Annotated in this window: 15 protein-coding genes; 12 read left to right on the top strand and 3 right to left on the bottom strand. The window is 66.2% G+C overall.

Annotated features, from left to right (window positions below; genetic code table 11):
- Nucleotides 1–16 precede the first annotated feature (16 nt).
- Nucleotides 17–1,327 (top strand): MFS transporter, encoded by a 1,311-nt coding sequence (locus tag N805_RS10930; RefSeq protein ID WP_019472167.1) that lies wholly within the window; start codon nt 17–19, stop codon nt 1,325–1,327.
- On the opposite strand, the gene N805_RS10925 is transcribed toward N805_RS10930, so the two are convergent.
- Complete coding sequence (locus tag N805_RS10925; RefSeq protein WP_019472166.1) at nt 1,312–2,274, bottom strand: LysR family transcriptional regulator; 963 nt, start codon at nt 2,272–2,274, stop codon at nt 1,312–1,314. The genes N805_RS10930 and N805_RS10925 overlap by 16 nt on opposite strands.
- Nucleotides 2,275–2,424: 150 nt before the next feature.
- Here N805_RS10925 and N805_RS10920 point away from each other — a divergent pair, with 150 nt between their 5' ends.
- From N805_RS10920 to N805_RS10910, 3 genes are read left to right on the top strand one after another with little or no spacing between them, the layout of a single operon-like run.
- Nucleotides 2,425–3,762, top strand: a complete 1,338-nt coding sequence (locus N805_RS10920) for a DUF1329 domain-containing protein (RefSeq protein ID WP_019472165.1) — start codon at nt 2,425–2,427, stop codon at nt 3,760–3,762.
- 13 nt (nt 3,763–3,775) lie between these two features.
- Nucleotides 3,776–4,162, top strand: a complete 387-nt coding sequence (locus tag N805_RS10915; RefSeq protein WP_019472164.1) for a YidH family protein — start codon at nt 3,776–3,778, stop codon at nt 4,160–4,162.
- On the top strand, nt 4,155–4,454 hold the full coding sequence (locus tag N805_RS10910; protein ID WP_019472163.1) for a DUF202 domain-containing protein: 300 nt from the start codon (nt 4,155–4,157) through the stop codon (nt 4,452–4,454). Before N805_RS10915 ends, N805_RS10910 begins: the two co-directional genes overlap by 8 nt.
- Nucleotides 4,455–4,472: 18 nt before the next feature.
- Here the strand turns inward: N805_RS10910 and N805_RS10905 are convergent, their stop codons facing one another.
- Nucleotides 4,473–6,431, bottom strand: coding sequence for an alkyl/aryl-sulfatase (locus N805_RS10905; RefSeq protein ID WP_019472162.1), 1,959 nt, complete (start codon nt 6,429–6,431; stop codon nt 4,473–4,475).
- A 101-nt stretch (nt 6,432–6,532) separates the two neighbouring features.
- Complete coding sequence (locus N805_RS10900) at nt 6,533–7,432, bottom strand: LysR family transcriptional regulator (RefSeq protein ID WP_019472161.1); 900 nt, start codon at nt 7,430–7,432, stop codon at nt 6,533–6,535.
- Nucleotides 7,433–7,532: 100 nt separating this feature from the next.
- On the opposite strand from N805_RS10900, the gene N805_RS10895 reads away from it, so the two are divergent.
- The 8 genes from N805_RS10895 to N805_RS10860 all read left to right on the top strand — a co-directional run bounded on the left by N805_RS10895 (nt 7,533) and on the right by N805_RS10860 (nt 17,071).
- A complete protein-coding gene (locus tag N805_RS10895) occupies nt 7,533–8,771 on the top strand; it encodes a 3-hydroxyacyl-CoA dehydrogenase (RefSeq protein WP_019472160.1) in 1,239 nt (412 codons plus the stop codon).
- Entirely contained in the window at nt 8,768–10,555 is a 1,788-nt protein-coding gene (locus tag N805_RS10890; RefSeq protein ID WP_019472159.1) for an acyl-CoA dehydrogenase C-terminal domain-containing protein, read from the top strand. The genes N805_RS10895 and N805_RS10890 overlap by 4 nt, the downstream gene beginning before the upstream one ends.
- Nucleotides 10,556–10,598: 43 nt before the next feature.
- On the top strand, nt 10,599–11,762 hold the full coding sequence (locus N805_RS10885; protein WP_026034541.1) for an iron-containing alcohol dehydrogenase: 1,164 nt from the start codon (nt 10,599–10,601) through the stop codon (nt 11,760–11,762).
- Between the two features lie 2 nt (nt 11,763–11,764).
- The gene (locus N805_RS10880) at nt 11,765–12,235 is read left to right on the top strand and encodes an acyl-CoA thioesterase (protein ID WP_019472157.1); all 471 of its coding nucleotides are present in this window, start codon (nt 11,765–11,767) and stop codon (nt 12,233–12,235) included.
- A 134-nt stretch (nt 12,236–12,369) separates the two neighbouring features.
- On the top strand, nt 12,370–14,223 hold the full coding sequence (locus N805_RS10875) for a DUF1302 domain-containing protein (RefSeq protein ID WP_019472156.1): 1,854 nt from the start codon (nt 12,370–12,372) through the stop codon (nt 14,221–14,223).
- Nucleotides 14,224–14,243: 20 nt separating this feature from the next.
- Complete coding sequence (locus N805_RS10870; protein WP_019472155.1) at nt 14,244–15,563, top strand: serine hydrolase domain-containing protein; 1,320 nt, start codon at nt 14,244–14,246, stop codon at nt 15,561–15,563.
- A 48-nt stretch (nt 15,564–15,611) separates the two neighbouring features.
- A complete protein-coding gene (locus N805_RS10865; protein ID WP_019472154.1) occupies nt 15,612–16,163 on the top strand; it encodes a YdeI/OmpD-associated family protein in 552 nt (183 codons plus the stop codon).
- Nucleotides 16,164–16,246: 83 nt separating this feature from the next.
- Nucleotides 16,247–17,071, top strand: a complete 825-nt coding sequence (locus tag N805_RS10860; RefSeq protein WP_019472153.1) for an AraC family transcriptional regulator — start codon at nt 16,247–16,249, stop codon at nt 17,069–17,071.
- The last annotated feature ends 1 nt before the right edge of the window (nt 17,072 follow it).

The following is a 17,072-nucleotide window of genomic DNA, read 5'->3' as shown; positions in this document are numbered from 1 at the left end:
AACAAGAGTAATCGCCATGACTGCGGATTCTTCCCTGCCCAACCCCCGTACTGCCTGGCTGGTGGCGGCGCTGCTGGCCCTGCTGATGCTGGTCAACTTTCTCGACAAGGTGGTGATTGGCCTGGTGGCGGTGCCGATGAGCGCCGAGTTGGGCCTGACGGCCACCCAGTTCGGCCTGATCGGCGGTGCCTTGCACTGGTTTTTCGCGATCTCCGCCGTGGTCGGTGGCTTCATGGCCAACCGGCGCCCCACCCGCACCTTGCTGTTGGGCATGGGCCTGTTCTGGGCGCTGATCCAGCTGCCTATGCTGTTTGCCACCTCACTGTGGGCCATCGTGGCGTGCCGGGTGTTGTTGGGCATCGGCGAGGGGCCGGCATCGCCTGTGGCCACCCATGCGCTTTACAAGTGGTTCCCCAACGATCGGCGCAACCTGCCGGTGGCCCTGCTGCATGCTGGCAGTGCCATGGGGCTGCTAGTGGCCGGTGCGATGATCCCCTGGGTCAGCCTGCATTACGGCTGGCGCAGCAATTTCATCATCCTTGCGCTGATCGGCCTGGTCTGGTGCCTGCTGTGGTGGCGGCTGGGCCAGGAGGGCACCCTGGAGCGCCTGCGCAGCAGCCAGCTCAAGGCCGATGAGCCGGCAATCCCTTATCGCCGGCTGCTGGGCGACGCCAGTGTGCTGGGCAACTACCTGTGCCATTTCGCTGCCAATTGGTCGCTGGCGCTGACCCTTACCTGGGTGCCCAGTTACCTGCAAGTGGGCCTGGGTATCGACCCGCTGCAGACCGGGCGCATCTTCGTCATGTTCGTGGTCGTGACCACACCGCTGAGTTTGCTGCTGGCCTGGTTCTCCCAGCGCCTGATGCGTCGCGGCCTGCCTTCACGGGTGGCACGCGGTGTGTTCGTTTCAGTGTGCCTGGTGCTGGGCGGGCTGTTGTCGGCGTCGCTGATCCTGCCTGGGCTGAGCACCGCTGTGCGGGTTGCCGCGCTGACCTTGAGTGGTGGCCTGGCCTTGGTCATGTATTCCGTGGGCCCGGCGATGCTCGCCGAGTTCACCCCAGCGGCCCAGCGCGGCGGCATCCTCGCCATGGGCAACGGCATCGCCTCGCTGGCCGGGCTGGCAGCGCCGGTGGTGACCGGCTTGCTGGTGCAGGGCGCGGGTGCCGAACACCCGGCGGGGTATGCCCAGGGGTTCCTGGTATGCGGCGCGGTGCTGGTGGTGGCCGGGCTGGTCGGCCTGGCCACCTTGAACCCGCAGCGCACCCGACAACGCCTGCGCGAGTCGGCTGCAAGGGACGGGCAGGTGCGCGCTCAGACTGCCAGCTGAACGCCCAGGACGGCCTCCAGCGGTTCGGGCTCTTTGCCGATCAGTTCGCCGCGCCAGCGGCCGCTGTTGACCAGGTCGATCAGCACGCCGCGCACCAGGTCGCGCAGGCAACCGGCGGCGAACGACAAGGGTTTGTGCTGGGAGTGCGCCAAGGCGATGGTGCGGCTGATGCGCGGTTCGACGATGCGCCGCGCCGCCGTGGGTTCGAGCAGTTCGCTCAGCGGCGGCCAGTTGCTGATGGTCGCCGCCAGGCCGGCACGCACCAGGCTGGCGATGCCGGGCGCCGATTGTTGTTCGTAAGCTGCGGTCAATGGCACCCCGGCCTCCATCGCGGCTTGCTCGATGCGCCGGCGCAGGTGCAGCGCGCGGGGCGGCAGCACCAGCCGGGTGGCGGCGGCTTCGGCCAGGGTGATGGTGTCGGGTGTGCCCGCTGCTGATGCGCCGACCCAGTACAGCGCCTCGGTGAAAATCGGCTCGGCCTCGACATGGTCGAGTTCCTCGGCATTGGGCACCACGCCAAAGTCCACCTTGCCCAGTTCGATGGCCTGGCCGCCTTCGCGGCTGAGGCCGTCCCACACCGTCAGGGTCACGCCCGGGAAGCGCTGTTCGGCGCGCCTGACGATTTCCGGCAGCAGCAGGTCGGCTGCGGTGGCCGGAATGGAAATGGCCACGTGGCCCTTGGGGTCGCCGCGGCTGGATTTCAGCTCGTCCTTCACCGAGTCCAGTTTCTGCACCACCTGGCGGGCTACCTCGTAAAGCTGGCGCCCGGCATCGGTCAGGGCAATGCCGTCGTGCTGGCGGTCAAGCAGCTGCATTTCCAGTTCACTTTCCAGCAGGCTGATCTGCCTGCTCAGCGCCGGCTGGGCAATGTAGGCGCGGCGTGAAGCCGAGGAGAAGCTGCCGGCTTCGACGATGGCGATCAGGTAGCGGAGCTGTTTCAGGGTCATCGGAGCGGTTCCAAGGGTATGCCGAACTGATATGGCACGTATCCGAACACGTTATTTGTGGCGTTCGAAGCGCGGCTCCTAGTATCACCCCGAAAGGGCGGGCCAAGGCAAGCCCGGCCAGGACAACACAACAACAAGAGGCCAAGCCCGATGAAACCTGTCGCCCTGCTACGCAGTATTCTGCTTATCAACGCCAGCCTGCTGGCCCTGCATGTCGCGGCCACGCCGCTGCTTCCAGACCTGACGCCGGTGGGGGCTGAACGCGGGCCCAGCAGCGACGGCCGCATTCCGGCCTGGCGCGGGGGCCTGCAAGCGGGGCAGGTGTCGCTGGCGGTCAACGGCACGCCGCTGGACCCGTACGCCGATGAGCAGCCGCTGTACGTCATCACGGCGCAGAACTACGGGCAGTACCGTGCGCAACTGACGGCGGGGCAGGTGGCCTTGATCCAGCGCTACCCCAAGACGTTTCGCCTGCCGGTGTACCCGTCGCACCGCAGTGTCGCGGTACCGCCTCAGGTGGGCGAATGGGCCCGGCACAATGCTGCCAGCGCTCGCCTGGTCAATGACGGCAACGGCGTGGAAGGCTTTAACGGCGTGCTGGCATTCCCCAGGCCCGATAACGGCCTGCAGGTGCTGTGGAACCACCTCACCCGGCCACGCAACGGCAGTTTCAGCCTGGCTTCGGACAGCATCACGCCGCGTGGCGATGGGCGCTTTGCCACGATGAGCCTGCAACAGACGTTTGCCCGTCCCGATGTGCTTGACGATGGCCAGACGGGTAACGTGCTGTACTACCTGAGCTACCGCATGACCGCGCCGTCGCGCCTGGCGGGCGATGCCGTGGTGCTGCACGAAACCCTGGATCAGGTTGCGCAGCCGCGCCTGTCGTGGCTGTACAGCAGCAGCCAGCGGCGGGTGCGGCGCGCCCCGGCGCTGGCCTATGACAGCATCACCCCGGGCACGGCCGGCCTGCGCACCGCCGACAGCCGCGACATGTTCAATGGTGCACCAGACCTCTACCAGTGGACCCTGGTGGGCAAGAAGGCCCTGCACGTGCCGTACAACAGCTATCGCCTGGCATCGCCACTGCTCGGTTATGCCGCGCTGATCGGGCCGGGCCACGTCAACCCGCAACCCACCCGCTACGAGCTGCACCGGGTGTGGGAAGTGGTGGGCACCCTCAAGCCTGGGGCGAAGCATATCTATGCCAGCCGCCGCTACTACCTGGACGAGGACAGCTGGGCCATCGTCGAGGCGGACTTCTTCGATCACCAGGGGCAGTTGTGGCGCACTGCCCAGGCGCACAGCTACTACCACGTCACCGGGCAGGCGCTGGTCAATGCCATGGAGGCGATCTATGACCTGCGCAGTGGCCGCTATCAGCTGTCGGGCCTGACCAACGAGCAGCCAAGGCCGTACGCTTTCGATGTGCGCACCAGTGCTTCGTATTTCTCACCCGGCGCATTGCGCAGCCAAGGGCTGCGCTGACACAGGACCCCCGATGAATTCCGATCCCCGTCAAAGCCCTTGGGAGCGCTGGTTGCTGGGGCAAGGCAAGGCGCCCGACCCGCGTTTTACCCTGGCCAATGAACGCACCTTTCTTGCCTGGATCCGCACCGCCCTGGCGTTGCTCGGCGGCGCCATCGCCATCGAAACCTTCGCCGCACATAGCTGGCCCTCGTCGGGGCGGGTGGCGATGGAGCTGGCGTTGCTGGCCACCAGCTTGCTGGTGAGCCTGGGCGCCGGCTGGCGCTGGCTGGCGGTGGAACGCGCACTGCGCCGCGAGGCGCCATTGCCGCTGCCCCGCCTGGTGCCGCTGCTGAGCGTGGCGTGCGGGCTTGCCTGTGTGGCGCTGGTGGGCCTGCTATGGGCGCGTTGGCATGGCTGAACCCACGGGCGACACCGGGCTGCAGGCCGAACGTACGGTGCTGGCCTGGCGGCGCACGCAGGTGGCATTGCTGCTGGTCGCCTGCCTGGCGTGGCGTGGCGAAATGCCGGTGGTTGCTGGCATGGCGGTGCTGTTGGCACTGCTTGGCCGGGCTCGTGAGCGCGGCGTCTACCGCCGTGGTTTGGGCATGCTGCGCCGCGAGCAGGGCCACGCCGCCGCCTGGAGCGTGCCGCTGTGTACGTTGGGGGTGGCGGGCCTGGTGCTGGGCGTGTGGTTGCGCCGCTCGTTCTAGAGCGGCGCTGCGGGTGCTTCAGGGGGTGACGATATTGAAGCGCCCATCCGGCTCGTCCAGCCCGGCCATGAAGCGCATGAACTTCAGGCGCTCGCCGCTGATGTTGATATCCCCAAGGGTCGCTTCCTTGAGAAAGCCGGTTTGCTTCAGGGCGATGCGGTCGAGGGTGGCCTTGCTCATGTTCACCTCGACATCCGCCTGCCCGTGGCGGGTGAGGTCGCGGTGGGTGAGCACACCGTTGCGCAGGGTGAGGGCGTAGTCTTCGTTCAGGTCGGTAAAGTGCCAGTTGATGGTCAGGTCCTGCTCGGCGGCCTTGGCGGCATCCACGCGTACCCCCAGGTAGTCGAAGAACAGCGTCGGGGTCAGGGCGCGCACCAGGTCGTCGGCGCTGCCGCCCTTGCTTGCGGCTGGGGCCACGCCGTTGCGCAGCTCTTGCGCACCGGTCAGGTAGGCGTTGCGCCAGGTGGCGTTCTCGCTCTGGTAGCCCAGTTGCTCCAGGGCGTCGGCCTGCAGCTCGCGCGCTGCGCTGTTGTCGGGCTGGGCGAACACCAGGTGCCGGGTGAGCTCGGCCACCCAGCGGTAGTCGCCATTGCCGTAAGCCTCACGGGCCAGTGTCAGCACCCGTTCGGCACCGCCCAGGGCCTGGACGTAATGGGCCCCGGCGTCGGCAGGCGGCAATGGGTTGAGGGTTGCCGGGTTGCCGTCGTAAAAGCCCATATAGCGTTGATACACCGCCCGCACGTTGTGGCTGAGCGAGCCATAGTAGTCGCGGCTGTACCATTTGCTGGCCAGCCGTGGCGGCAAGCTGGTCAGCTCGGCGGCGATCTCGGTGGGGCCAAGGCCGCGGTTGATCAGGCGCAGGGTCTGGCTGTCAATGAAGGCATACATGTCGCGCTGATCGGCCAGGTATTCGCGGATCTGCGCGCCGCCCCAGGTGGGCCAGTGGTGCTGGGCAAACACCACTTCGGCTTGCTGGCCATAGCGCAACAGCGACTGGTCCAGGTAGTGCGCCCACACCTTGGCATCGCGCACCTGGGCGCCGCGCAGGGTCAGCACGTTGTGCTGCACGTGGGAGGCGTTTTCGGCCATGCACAAGGCTTTGAACCGGGGGAACCACAGGTTCATTTCAGCAGGTGCTTCGGTGCCAGGGGTGAGCTGGAATTCGATATCGACACCATCGATGCGCAGGGTCTCGAAGGGTTTTTCGATCAGCCGGGTGGGGGCGATCAGGCTGACCGTGGCATTGGCCGGCACTCCCTTGCCCAGGCCGGCATCCACCTGGCCGCGTGGCCCGCGTGGCAACGGCGCGCCGTACATGTACTGCGCACGGCGCTTCATGGCCGGCCCGGCCAGCACGTTTTCGCTGATGGCATGCTCGAAGAACCCCTGCGGGGCGATGACCTGCACCTTGCCGGCCTTGACCTCGGCCTCGTCGATCACCCCACGCACACCGCCGAAGTGATCGACGTGCGGGTGGGTATAGATCACCGCCACCACCGGCCGTTTTGGGCGATGGCGGAAGTACATCGCCAACCCGGCCCGGGCGGTTTCCACCGACAGCAGCGGGTCCATCACGATCAGGCCGTGCTCGCCTTCGATGAGGGTCATGTTGGCCAGGTCCAGGCCGCGCACCTGGTAGATGCCGTCGGTGACCTTGAACAACCCGGCAATGGTATTGAGCTGCGCGATGCGCCACAGGCTCGGGTTGACCGTGCCCGGTGCCTCGCCAGCGAGGAAGGCGTAGCGCTGCAGGTCCCAGACCGTTTTGCCATCAGCATTGACCACGGCCTGGTCGGCGGCTTGGAGCAGGCCGCGGCGGGCATTGTCGAAATCGCTGCGGTCGGCGAAGGGCAGTCGCTGCAACCATTGCTGATTGCTCTGGCGGGTGAGGTCGGTGGCGTCCTTGGCTGGGCCGTCGGCCTGTGCCGCGAAGGGCAGGGCCAGGGCCAGCAGGCAGGGCAATGTGCGTAGGCGCATGGGGTGGTCCTTGTTGTTCTGAGGTCGAACACTCTAAGGACAGAGCTCATTGGCGAACCAATACCACTCTTGCATGGCCACCCATGCCCAAATGCGATGGCTCAGCTGGCACCAATCTCCATGATGCGCGCCACCAGCCAGGCCAGTGCCGGGTCGTGCTGGCGGTGGGCAAGGTACACCAGCTCCAGCTGGAACGGCTGCAGGGCGAACGGCAGGTCCAATACCTGCAGCGGCAGCAGCCGGGCGAAATGGCGCGCCAGTGCGGTGGGCAGCACCACGCACAGGTCGGAGCTTGCGGCCAGGTGCGCGGCCTGCAGGTAATTGGGCGTGGTGTAGACGATGCGACGAGCCAGGCCCTGCTCACCCAGCCACTGGTCAACCATGCCGCGGGTCTGACCGCCGTGCACCCACAGGTGGCGCAGGCCCAGGAAGGCTTGCAGGTCGAGCGCGCCATCCACTTCGGGGTGGCCCTGGCGCACCGCCACGTGCAGTGTTTCGCTGCGCCAGTGGCGCCGCTCGTAGCGCGCGGGCACATCATCGAAGCGCCCCAGCACCAGGTCGAGTTCGCCTCGGTCCAGGGCTTCGGCCGGCAGGTTGGGCGTCAGGTGCAGCACGTCCACGCGCAAATGCGGCGCCTGGGTCTGCAAGGTGGCCAGCAACCCGGGCATGCACAGTTGTTCGGCGAAGTCGGTGAGGGCGATACGCAACTGGCGGTGGCTGAGCTGCGGGTCGAAGCTGTCGCCGGCGCCGAGGGTCTGCTCGATCTGTTGCAGCGCCGCGCGGATCGGGCCTTCCAGGGCCAAGGCGCGCGGGGTGGGGCGCATGCGCCGGCCCACGCGCACCAGCAGCGGGTCGCCGAGCAGGTCGCGCAGGCGCGCCAAGGCATTGCTCACCGTCGGCTGGGTCAGGGCCAGGCGCTCGGCGGCGCGGGAAACGTTCTGTTCACGCAGCAGCATGTCCAGTACGCGCAGCAGGTTGAGGTCGAAGTTGGCTATATTCATGCAAAAAATACATGGGATGGAAAATGAGAATTTCAAAAATAGTAGGCGCCTGACTAGGGTGAGGGCAATGCCTTCACAACAGCCATCAGGAGCGTCACCCGTGAGTACTCCCTATAACATTCAGCTGGCGGCGGTGATCGGTGCCGGCACCATGGGCCGCGGCATAGTCATCAGCCTGGCCCGTGCAGGCCTACCGGTGCTATGGCTGGATAACGACCCGCGTGCTACCGAAGCCGGCCTGGCGATGCTTGCGCAGACCTGGGCACAGCAGGTGGCCAAGGGGCGTATTGACCAGGCCGGGGCCGACGCCTGCCTGGCGCGGGTGCGCCAGGTTACGGCCTATGCCGACCTCGCCGAAGCCGACCTGGTGATCGAAGCGGTGTACGAGAACCTGGCGCTCAAGCAGGAGATTTTCCGCACTCTGGACAGCACGCTCAAAGCCGAAGCCATCCTGGCCAGCAACACTTCGGCACTGGACATCGATGCCATCGCTGCCGTGACCCGTCGGCCCGAACAGGTACTGGGGCTGCATTTTTTCAGCCCGGCCCATGTGATGAAGTTGTTGGAAGTGGTGCGCGGGGAGCGCACCTCGCCCGCAGTGCTCGATGCGGCCCAGGCCCTGGGGCAGCGCATGGGCAAGGAAGTGGTGGTGGCGGGCAACTGCCCGGGCTTCATCGGCAACCGCATGCTCGCCACCTACGCGGCCGAGGCGCGCAAGCTGCTGCTCGAAGGCGCCACGCCGCGGCAGGTGGATGAGGCGCTGCAAGCGTTCGGCATGGCCATGGGCCCGTTCCGCATGTATGACGTGGTCGGCATCGACCTGGAGTGGCGGGCGCGCCAGCTGGCCGGCAAAGCCATGGATGCGCCTTTGCTGCAGGTCGACAACGCCCTGTGCGCGCTGGGGCGTTTCGGGCAAAAAGCCGGCCACGGCTACTACCGTTACGCCCCCGGCAGCCGCGAGGCCATGCACGACCCCGAGGTCGATGCACTGGTGCTCAAGGTCGCCCACGACCTGGGCGTGCACCGGCGCGCAATCGATGACGAGGAAATCCGTGAGCGCTGCCTGCTGGCGCTGGTCAACGAAGGGGCGAAGATTCTCGAGGCGTCGGTGGCCAGCTGCAGCGCCGACATCGACCGGGTGTATCTGCATGGCTACGGCTTCCCGGCAGAGGTCGGTGGGCCGATGCGCTGGGCCGACCAGCAGGGGTTGAGCCTGCTGTTGGCGCGGCTGGAACGCCTGCAAGGCCTGTTCGGCGAACATTGGCGCCCGGCCGGGCTGCTGATGCGCCTGGTGGCTGGGGGCAAGCAGCTGGCCGATGTGCGCGAGGGCCGCGCATGAGCTACCGAGCCCCCCTGCGTGACATGCACTTCGTCCTGCACGAACTGTTCGATGTGACGGCGCACTGTGCCCGCCTGGGCAACGAGCTGGACCGCGAAACCATTGATGGCATCCTCGAACAAGGCGCACGGTTTGCCGGCGAGGTGGTTGCGCCGCTTAACCGCCAGGGCGATGAGCAGGGCTGCCGCCTGGAGCAAGGCGCTGTGCGCACCCCCGATGGCTTTCGCCGGGCCTACCGGCAATATGTGCAGCAGGGCTGGGGTGGCATGACCGGCCCCGTGGAGCACGATGGCCAGGGGCTGCCGCAAATGGTCGCGGCGTGCTTTCACGAAATGCTGATGGGCGCGTCCCTGTCGTTTCGGATCTATTCTGGCCTGACCGAGGGCGCCGTGCTGGCCTTGCATCGGCATGGCAGCGCAGCGCTCAAGCGCGATTACCTCGGCAAGCTGGTCAGCGGCGAATGGGCCGGCACCATGTGCCTGACCGAGCCACAGGCCGGCACCGACCTCGCGCTGCTGCGCACCCGCGCCGAGCCGCAAGGCGATGGCAGCTACCGCATCAGCGGCAGCAAGATCTTCATCAGCGGCGGCGACCAGGACCTGACCGACAACATCGTCCACCTGGTGCTGGCGCGCCTGCCGGATGCGCCGGCCGGTGTGCGTGGCATCAGCCTGTTCCTGGTGCCCAAGTTCGAATGCACCGGTAGCGGTGGGCTAGGCGCGCGCAACGCCGTCGAATGCGGTGCGCTCGAGCACAAGATGGGCATCAAGGGTGCAGCGACCTGCGTGATGAACTTCGAGGGCGCCCGCGGCTGGCTGGTGGGTGAGGCCAACCAGGGCCTGGCCTGCATGTTCACCATGATGAACGATGCGCGGTTTCAGGTTGGCCTGCAGGGGCTGGGCATCGCCGAGGCGGCCTTCCAGGGTGGCCTGGCCTATGCCCGCGAGCGCTTGCAGTCGCGCAGCCTGGCTGGGCCGGTGGCACCCGAGCGCAATGCCGACCCGATCATCTGCCACCCGGACGTGCGGCGCATGCTGCTGACCCAGAAAACCCTCAGCGAGGGCTGCCGCATGCTGGCGGCCTTTGCAGCGCAAGCGCTGGATCAGGAGCACGGTGCCCCGCAGCCAGACGTGCAAGCGGCCGCCGGGCGGCGGGCGGCGTTGCTGATCCCCATCGTCAAAGCCTTCCTCACCGATGTCGGCCAGGAGGTCGCCAGCCTGGGGGTGCAGCTGTACGGGGGGCATGGCTATATCCGCGAATGGGGCATGGAGCAGCTGATGCGCGACAGCCGTATCACCCAGTTGTACGAAGGCACCAACGGCATCCAGGCGCTGGACCTGATCCGCCGCAAGGTGCTTGGCGATGGTGGCGAGCAGTTGCGCCTGCTCATCGATGAGTTGCTCGAAGCGGCTCGCGGCTGCGCTGCCGACGAGCTGGCCGGGATGGCCCAGGTGGTCGTCCAGCGCCTGCTGGAATGGCGCAACCTGAGCGCCGAGGTGGTCGATGCCTGCCGCTGTGACCCGCAGGAAATCGGCGCAGTGTCGGTGGACTTCCTTGCCTACTCGGGCTACGTGCTGCTGGCCGCGCTGTGGCTGCGCGCTGGCGTAACGGCCAGCGCGGCACTGGCCGCAGGCAGCGCAGACAGTGCCTTCTACCAAGCCAAGCTGCACGCCGCAGGCTTCTACTGGCGGCGGGTATTGCCGCGCGCAAATGCCCACTGCGAGGCGTTGCGCGGCGGCGCACAGTGCCTGATGAGCCTGGATGAAGCGCACTTCGCCTTCTGACCCTGCCCAGCTGTTCACCCACAACAACAAGAGGAACATGAGCATGCAGCCTTTCAGTTTTGCCACCACCCCTCATCTGCTGTGCGAACCCGGTGCCGCCGGGCGCCTGGCGCAGCTGTGCCAGCAACGCGGCGTGCGCCGCGTGCTGATCGTCACCGACCCGGGTATTGTCAACCTGGGCATGCTCGATGATTTACTGCCAGGGTTCACCCAGGCTCACCTGAGCGTGGCGATCTTCGGTGAGGTCAGCGCCGACCCCAGCCATGCCTGCGTGCTGGCGGCGGTCGGCCGGGCACGGCATATCGGCGCCGAGCTGATCGTCGGTTTCGGTGGCGGCAGCTCCATGGATGTCGCCAAGCTGGTGGCGCTGCTGGCACACCCCGCCTGTGACCAGACCCTGGAGGCGGTCTATGGCATCGACCAGGCCAAGGGCCAGCGCCTGCCACTGATCCAGGTGCCGACCACCGCCGGGACCGGCTCCGAGGTCACCCCGGTCGCCGTGATCACCACCGGCGAGGCGGCCAAGATGGCGGTCATTTCGCCGCTGTTGCTGCCCGACCTGGCGCTGCTCGACGCCGAGCGCACACTGGGCCTGCCACCGGCGATCACTGCGGCCACCGGTATCGATGCCATGGTCCATGCCATCGAGGCCACCACCAGCCGGTTCAAGCGCAACCCGGTGTCCAGCCTGCTGGCCCGCGAAGCGTTGGGGCTGCTGGCCGGCAACCTCGACCAGGCGGTACACAACGGTGGCAACCTGGTGGCCCGCCAGGCCATGCTGCTGGGCGCCTGCCTGGCCGGGCAGGCATTTGCCAACGCGCCGGTGGCGGCGGTGCATGCGCTGGCTTACCCGCTGGGGGCGCGTTACCACGTGCCGCACGGGCTGGCCAATGCGCTGGTGCTGCCCCACGTGATGCGCTTCAACCGGCGCGAGGCGTTTGCCGATTATGCGGCATTGGCGCCGGCACTTCTGGGCGAGCGCCTGGTGCCTGGCGACCCCCATGACCTGTGCAGCCAGTTCATCGATGAGCTTGCGCAGCTGGCGCCACGCTGCGGCCTGCCCAGCCGGCTGCGTGATGTCGGTGTACCGCGGCACAGCCTGCCGCTGCTGGCCGAGGATGCCCAGCAACAGCAACGGCTGCTGGTCAACAACCCGCGCAAGGTCACCCTTGCCGATGCCCTGGCCCTCTACCAGGCGGCGTTCTGACCATGGCCAGGGAGCGCCCGCTGCGCGGCGCCTACCGCCACTTCCAGCCGATCACCACGCGCTGGCATGACAACGACGTGTATGGGCATGTGAACAACGTCGTCTATTACGGGTTTTTCGACAGTGCCGTGAATACCTGGCTGATCGAACATGCCGGCCTGGATATCCACCACGACCCGGTGGTGGCCTACGTGGCCGGGTCCGCCTGCGACTATTTTGCCGCCGTTGCCTTCCCGCAACGCATCGAAGTGGGCATCGCCGTCGAGCGTCTGGGCAACAGTTCGGTGCACTACACGCTGGCCGTGTTCGTCGAGGGCGAACCTGAAGCCTGCGCGGCCGGCCGTTTCACCCACGTTTTCGTCGACCGTCGCGACAACCGCCCGGTCGCCATCCCCGCCAGGCTGCGCAGCGCTCTCGGCAGCCTGCTCGCGTCGCCCGACCCATCCAGCCATAACGAACCGGCATGGCATTGATCCGAAGACGCTATTTGTGAGGGGCGTTCAACCTGCCTGATACTTCTGGTCACCGACACCGCCGGCCTGGGCGGCCGGCGCGTCCGCGCTGAACCCATCATTTCCCTCTCTAATAAAACAACAAGAGGTTAAGAGTGAGCGCAACCCTACTTTTTTGCCGGCGCCGCGCGCCGCTGGCGGCACTGTGCTGCCTGCTCGCCACCCCGGTGGCGGGCGTGCAATTCGACGTTGGCCCGTTACAGGGGCGTTTCGACTCGGCCCTGTCGCTCGGCAGCGCAGTCAGCACCGCCAACCCCGACAAACAGCAGTTGCAGGCGGCCAATGGCAACGACGGGCGACGCAACTACCGGGCGGGCGATGTGTTCTCGGTGATCTTCAAAGGCACCCACGACCTGGAGCTGCGGCGCGACAACCTCGGTGTGTTCCTGCGCGGCAGCTACTGGTACGACACCGCGCAGCGTGACCACAGCCAGCGAGCAGTCGATATCGACGATCACGATCGCCAGGTATCGGCGAAAACCGCAGGCGCGGAGCTGCTCGATGCCTTCGCCTATGCCCTCTACGACATCGACGGCGAGCCCGGTTCGCTGCGCCTGGGCAAACAGGTGGTCAATTGGGGGGAAAGCCTGTTCATCCAGGGCGGGCTGAACGTGATCAACCCCTTCAACCAGGCGGCGCTGCGTCGGCCAGGCTCCGAGGTGAAAGACGCCCTGGCGCCGGTCAACCTGGTGTATGTCACGCAAAACCTCAACCAGGCGCTGTCTTTTGACGCCTTTTACCAGCTGGACTGGGAACAGGCCCGGCTGGACAACTGCGCAACGTTCTTTTCCGGCAACGACTTCATGCCCGAGGGCTGCCGGGGCCTGGATGTCGGCGGGCAGAAGGTCACCAACCCGGCCGTTTCGCAGGCCCTGGCCCCGTTCGGTGTGACGCTGACGGAGGAGGGCGTGCGGGTGCCCCGGAGCGCCGACCAGGATCCGCGCAATGGCGGGCAATGGGGTTTTTCGCTGCACTGGTACGTCGAACGGCTGGATACCGAGTTCGGCCTGTTCGCCGCCAACTACCACAGCCGCTCCCCCTACCTGGGCACGGTCAGCAGCCGCTACTACGCCAATACGGGTTTTGCCAGGGAGCTGTGCGGCAATGTCGGTGTGGCGCTGGCCAACTGCGGCGCCTTCCTGGCTTCCAGCAACGGGCAGACCCTGGCCGGTGCATTGCGCATGGGCACTTCCCGGTACCAGGCGCAATACCCGGAGGACATCCGCCTGTACGGCCTCACCTTCGCCACCACGCTGCGCAACGGTACCGCCGTGCAAGGGGAGGTGAGCTATCGGCCGAACATGCCGGTACAACTCAACGGCAACGATGTGTTGCAGTCGTTGCTCAATGCCCCCGGCCGCAGCCCCCTGAACGCCGATGGCCTGCGCCCGGCAACCGACAGCACGCCGTTCGACGGTTACCGGCGCAAGCAGGTTACCCAGGCCCAGGTATCGGCCGTGCAGGCGTTCAGCCAGGTCATGGGCGCCAACCAGCTGCTGCTGATGGGTGAGGTGGGTGCCACCTATGTCGGTGGGCTGGAGGGGCGTTTCGGGGCCCGGTATGGCCGCTCCGGTGCCTATGGCAACGGCGAACTGGCCGACAACAGCCTGTGCCTGGCGATTTCGAAAAGCCCGGGCGACTGCAACGGCGAGGGTTTTGTCACGCCTTTCTCGTGGGGGTACCGGCTGCGCGCGACCTGGAGCTACCCGAACCTTGTCCAGGGCCTGGACATTCGCCCCAGCCTGGCCTGGGCCCATGACGTCAAAGGTTACTCACCCGCTGACGGCTCGGCCTTCAACGAAGGCTCGCGCTCCATCAGCCTGGGCGTGGACGTCAGCCTGGCCACTCAGTACTGGGCAAGCCTGGCCTACACCGATTACCTCGACGGCGATTACGGCACCCGCGGCGACCGCGATTATGTCGCGTTCAGTGTGGGTGCCAATTTCTAGTACAACCAAGGAGCAAGACAATGTCCAAGCGCAGCATGCAGCCTTCATCCGCCAACCTGCCCGGCATCGCCCTGATACTGGCCGGTGCGCTGGCACCAGGGCTGGCGGTCGGGGCACCGACCGTACAGGGCGTGATGCAGGGGTTCCCACCAGCACCGGAATTGCGCGTCAACCAGGCCAACGCCTTTCAGCCACCGTACTTGCGCTGGTCCATGCGCCACGCCCGCGAGGTGTCGCCCACCCGTGGCATCGGCCGCGCGGCCACACCGCTGGCTTTGGCCGAAGGCAGCGCGGCGGCGCTCGACCAACTGGCCTTCAATGCCGGCGATCAGCCGTTGACCCTGGCCGGTTACCTTCAGCAAACCAGCACCGACGGCTTGATCGTGCTGCACAGGGGCAAGGTGGTGTATGAGCATTATCTGGAAGGGTTCCAACCCGGCCAGGCGCATATCTGGGCGTCAATGACCAAGTCGGTCACCGGCCTGATCGCCGCCCAGTTGATCGCCGAGGGTGCGCTGGACCCTCAGCGCACACTGGCGCATTACGTGCCGGAACTGCGCGGCACGCCGTTCGGCGAGGCGACGGTGCAGGCCAACCTGGACATGCAGGTGGCGGTGGAGTACCCACCACAGATGCCGCCGGACCTCGGCCTGTTTGCCGCCACCGGCCTGATACCGCGGGGCGAGGGCATGCCAGGGGATATCTACAGCTTCCTCCAGCAGGTGCAGCAGGCGCCGCACGCGGGTAGCCAGGCGCCGTTCTTCTACCAGAACGGCTCACCGGAAGCGCTGGCATGGGCGTTGCGGCGCATCACCGGGCTCAACTGGGCGCAACTGGTCGAGCAGCGTTTGTGGTCACGCTTCGCCGAGGACGATGCCTACGTGCAGGTCGACCCGCTGGGCACCGAAATGGCCAGTGGCGGCATCAGCTGCAACCTGCGGGACACCGCCCGCTTCGCCGAGCTGGTGCGCCGCGAACTGGCCCGCGATGCCAAGGGCGACAGCTTCAACCAGGCGGTGCACAGCACATTCCAGCCTGCGGACCCGGCGGTGTTCGCCAACGGCAACCTAGGGCCCGGTCGCCCTGGTTACGGCTACCGCAATTACTGGTACCAGAAGAACGACGGTGACGGTTCGGTCGAGGCCAGTGGGCGCTTCGGTCAGAAAATCTATATCAACCCCCGCCGCGAAGTGGTGATCGTGAAGCTGTCAGCAACGGCCGATCAGGCCCGGCGCGCCACCCGTGCCGACGGCGAGGTAAAAGCCCCTGCGCGCGTCGTGGACTCGCCCGCTGCGTTCAACAGCATGGTGGGTGCGGTGCTGGCGGCCCTGCCGGGTTAAAGTGTCTTTACTGCGATTGAACCTGGCATCGTGACTGGAGGCGTTGCAATGACAAAGGCCGTTGTGAAATCCCGCTTCGAAGCAACGCTTCTTCGTCCGGCAAACCCTGGGAATGATTCGTCATGGGCCTTCGTGGTCCTGCCAAAAGACGCGAGTGCACAGCTTCCCAGGCGAGGAAGGACGACAGTTGAAGGCACATTGAATGGATACCCTTTCCAGGCAACCCTTGAACCGGATGGTCAACTGAGCCATTGGCTGCAGGTCAGCTCTACGTTACTCGAAGCTGCAAATGCTGCCATTGGCGACATCGTTACACTGGAGTTGAGCCCTGTGCTGAAGGAGCCCGAACCTGGCATCCCTCCCGATTTCCAGGAGGCCCTTGCAGCCACGCCTGAGGCTCGTCTGGTCTGGACCAATACGACGACCCTCGCACGAGTAGACTGGATACACTGGATCACGTCAGCCAAGCAGGCCCAGACGCGCGCAAAACGAATAGCCAATGCATGCGATATGCTTGCCTCCGGCAAGAAGCACGTTTGCTGTTTCGACCCGTCTGGCTACTACAGCAAGGCCTTCCGTGCGCCTGAGGCGCAAGATTGATAAACGCCGCCGCGGGTGGGAATCCTGAAGCACGAGGGGGTCAAACACCCCATCCGAGATGGCTCAATAGCGGCAGCATACTCATGGATCGAAAAGCAAACCCGTCATCCACTTCTGACTGGGTCATACGCAGCACCACGCCTGGCAGCGTAGAGCGCATCGAAGCCTGGTTTGGTGGCCATGGCTACGACCCGCATCGTCATGACACATACTCGATAGGCCGTACCCTTGCCGGTGTGCAGAGCTTTCACTACAAGGGGGCGCTGTGCCACGGCGTGCCAGGCAACACCCTTGTGCTGCACCCGGATGAAGTGCATGACGGCATGGCCGGCACGGAGGTGGGCTTTCGCTACCGGATGGCCTACATCGACCCGTCGTTGATCCAGAACGTGCTCGGGGGCGAACCGTTGCCTTTCATCGCCGGCGGGCTCTCCTGCGACCCGCGTTTGTACCGCGCCAGCGAGGCGTTCGTACAAGCCTTGGACCATCCTCTGGAAACACTGGAGGAGCAGGACGCCGTGTATGACCTGGCAATGGCGCTGCGTGCCGTCGGCGGTAAGCCACGTGGCCGCAAACGCATGGACTACCGCAGCGCCGAGCGTGCCAGAGCGTTCATCATGGAGCATCTGCACGCAGGCATCACGCTGGAGATGCTCGAACAGGCCAGCGGGCGTGAGCAATGGAGCTTGTCGCGGGACTTTCGCGCCCTCTACGGCACCAGCCCTTACCGGTTTGTCACGCTACGGCGCCTGGATAGTTTTCGCAGGCTGATCCTGGATGGCTTCACCCTGGTCGATGCCGCCCTCGCCGCAGGCTTTCACGATCAAAGCCACATGACCCGGCACTTCACTCGCACCTACGGCGTACCGCCTTTGCGTTGGCTGGAACGCTTGCGTGCCTCTCGCTGAG

The organism is Pseudomonas putida S13.1.2 (assembly GCF_000498395.2).
In the GTDB taxonomy this organism is placed as follows: Bacteria; Pseudomonadota; Gammaproteobacteria; order Pseudomonadales; family Pseudomonadaceae; genus Aquipseudomonas; species Aquipseudomonas putida_Q.
This window is presented reverse-complemented; position numbering and strand designations above follow the sequence as displayed.

Excerpts from the sequence above, each read along its gene's own strand:
- N805_RS10930 (WP_019472167.1), top strand. The coding sequence starts at position 17 with ATGACTGCGGATTCTTCCCTGCCCAACCCCCGTACTGCCTGGCTGGTG.
- N805_RS10925 (WP_019472166.1), bottom strand. The coding sequence starts at position 2,274 with ATGACCCTGAAACAGCTCCGCTACCTGATCGCCATCGTCGAAGCCGGC.
- N805_RS10920 (WP_019472165.1), top strand. The coding sequence starts at position 2,425 with ATGAAACCTGTCGCCCTGCTACGCAGTATTCTGCTTATCAACGCCAGC.
- N805_RS10915 (WP_019472164.1), top strand. The coding sequence starts at position 3,776 with ATGAATTCCGATCCCCGTCAAAGCCCTTGGGAGCGCTGGTTGCTGGGG.
- N805_RS10910 (WP_019472163.1), top strand. The coding sequence starts at position 4,155 with ATGGCTGAACCCACGGGCGACACCGGGCTGCAGGCCGAACGTACGGTG.
- N805_RS10905 (WP_019472162.1), bottom strand. The coding sequence starts at position 6,431 with ATGCGCCTACGCACATTGCCCTGCCTGCTGGCCCTGGCCCTGCCCTTC.
- N805_RS10900 (WP_019472161.1), bottom strand. The coding sequence starts at position 7,432 with ATGAATATAGCCAACTTCGACCTCAACCTGCTGCGCGTACTGGACATG.
- N805_RS10890 (WP_019472159.1), top strand. The coding sequence starts at position 8,768 with ATGAGCTACCGAGCCCCCCTGCGTGACATGCACTTCGTCCTGCACGAA.
- N805_RS10885 (WP_026034541.1), top strand. The coding sequence starts at position 10,599 with ATGCAGCCTTTCAGTTTTGCCACCACCCCTCATCTGCTGTGCGAACCC.
- N805_RS10880 (WP_019472157.1), top strand. The coding sequence starts at position 11,765 with ATGGCCAGGGAGCGCCCGCTGCGCGGCGCCTACCGCCACTTCCAGCCG.
- N805_RS10870 (WP_019472155.1), top strand. The coding sequence starts at position 14,244 with ATGTCCAAGCGCAGCATGCAGCCTTCATCCGCCAACCTGCCCGGCATC.
- N805_RS10865 (WP_019472154.1), top strand. The coding sequence starts at position 15,612 with ATGACAAAGGCCGTTGTGAAATCCCGCTTCGAAGCAACGCTTCTTCGT.
- N805_RS10860 (WP_019472153.1), top strand. The coding sequence starts at position 16,247 with ATGGATCGAAAAGCAAACCCGTCATCCACTTCTGACTGGGTCATACGC.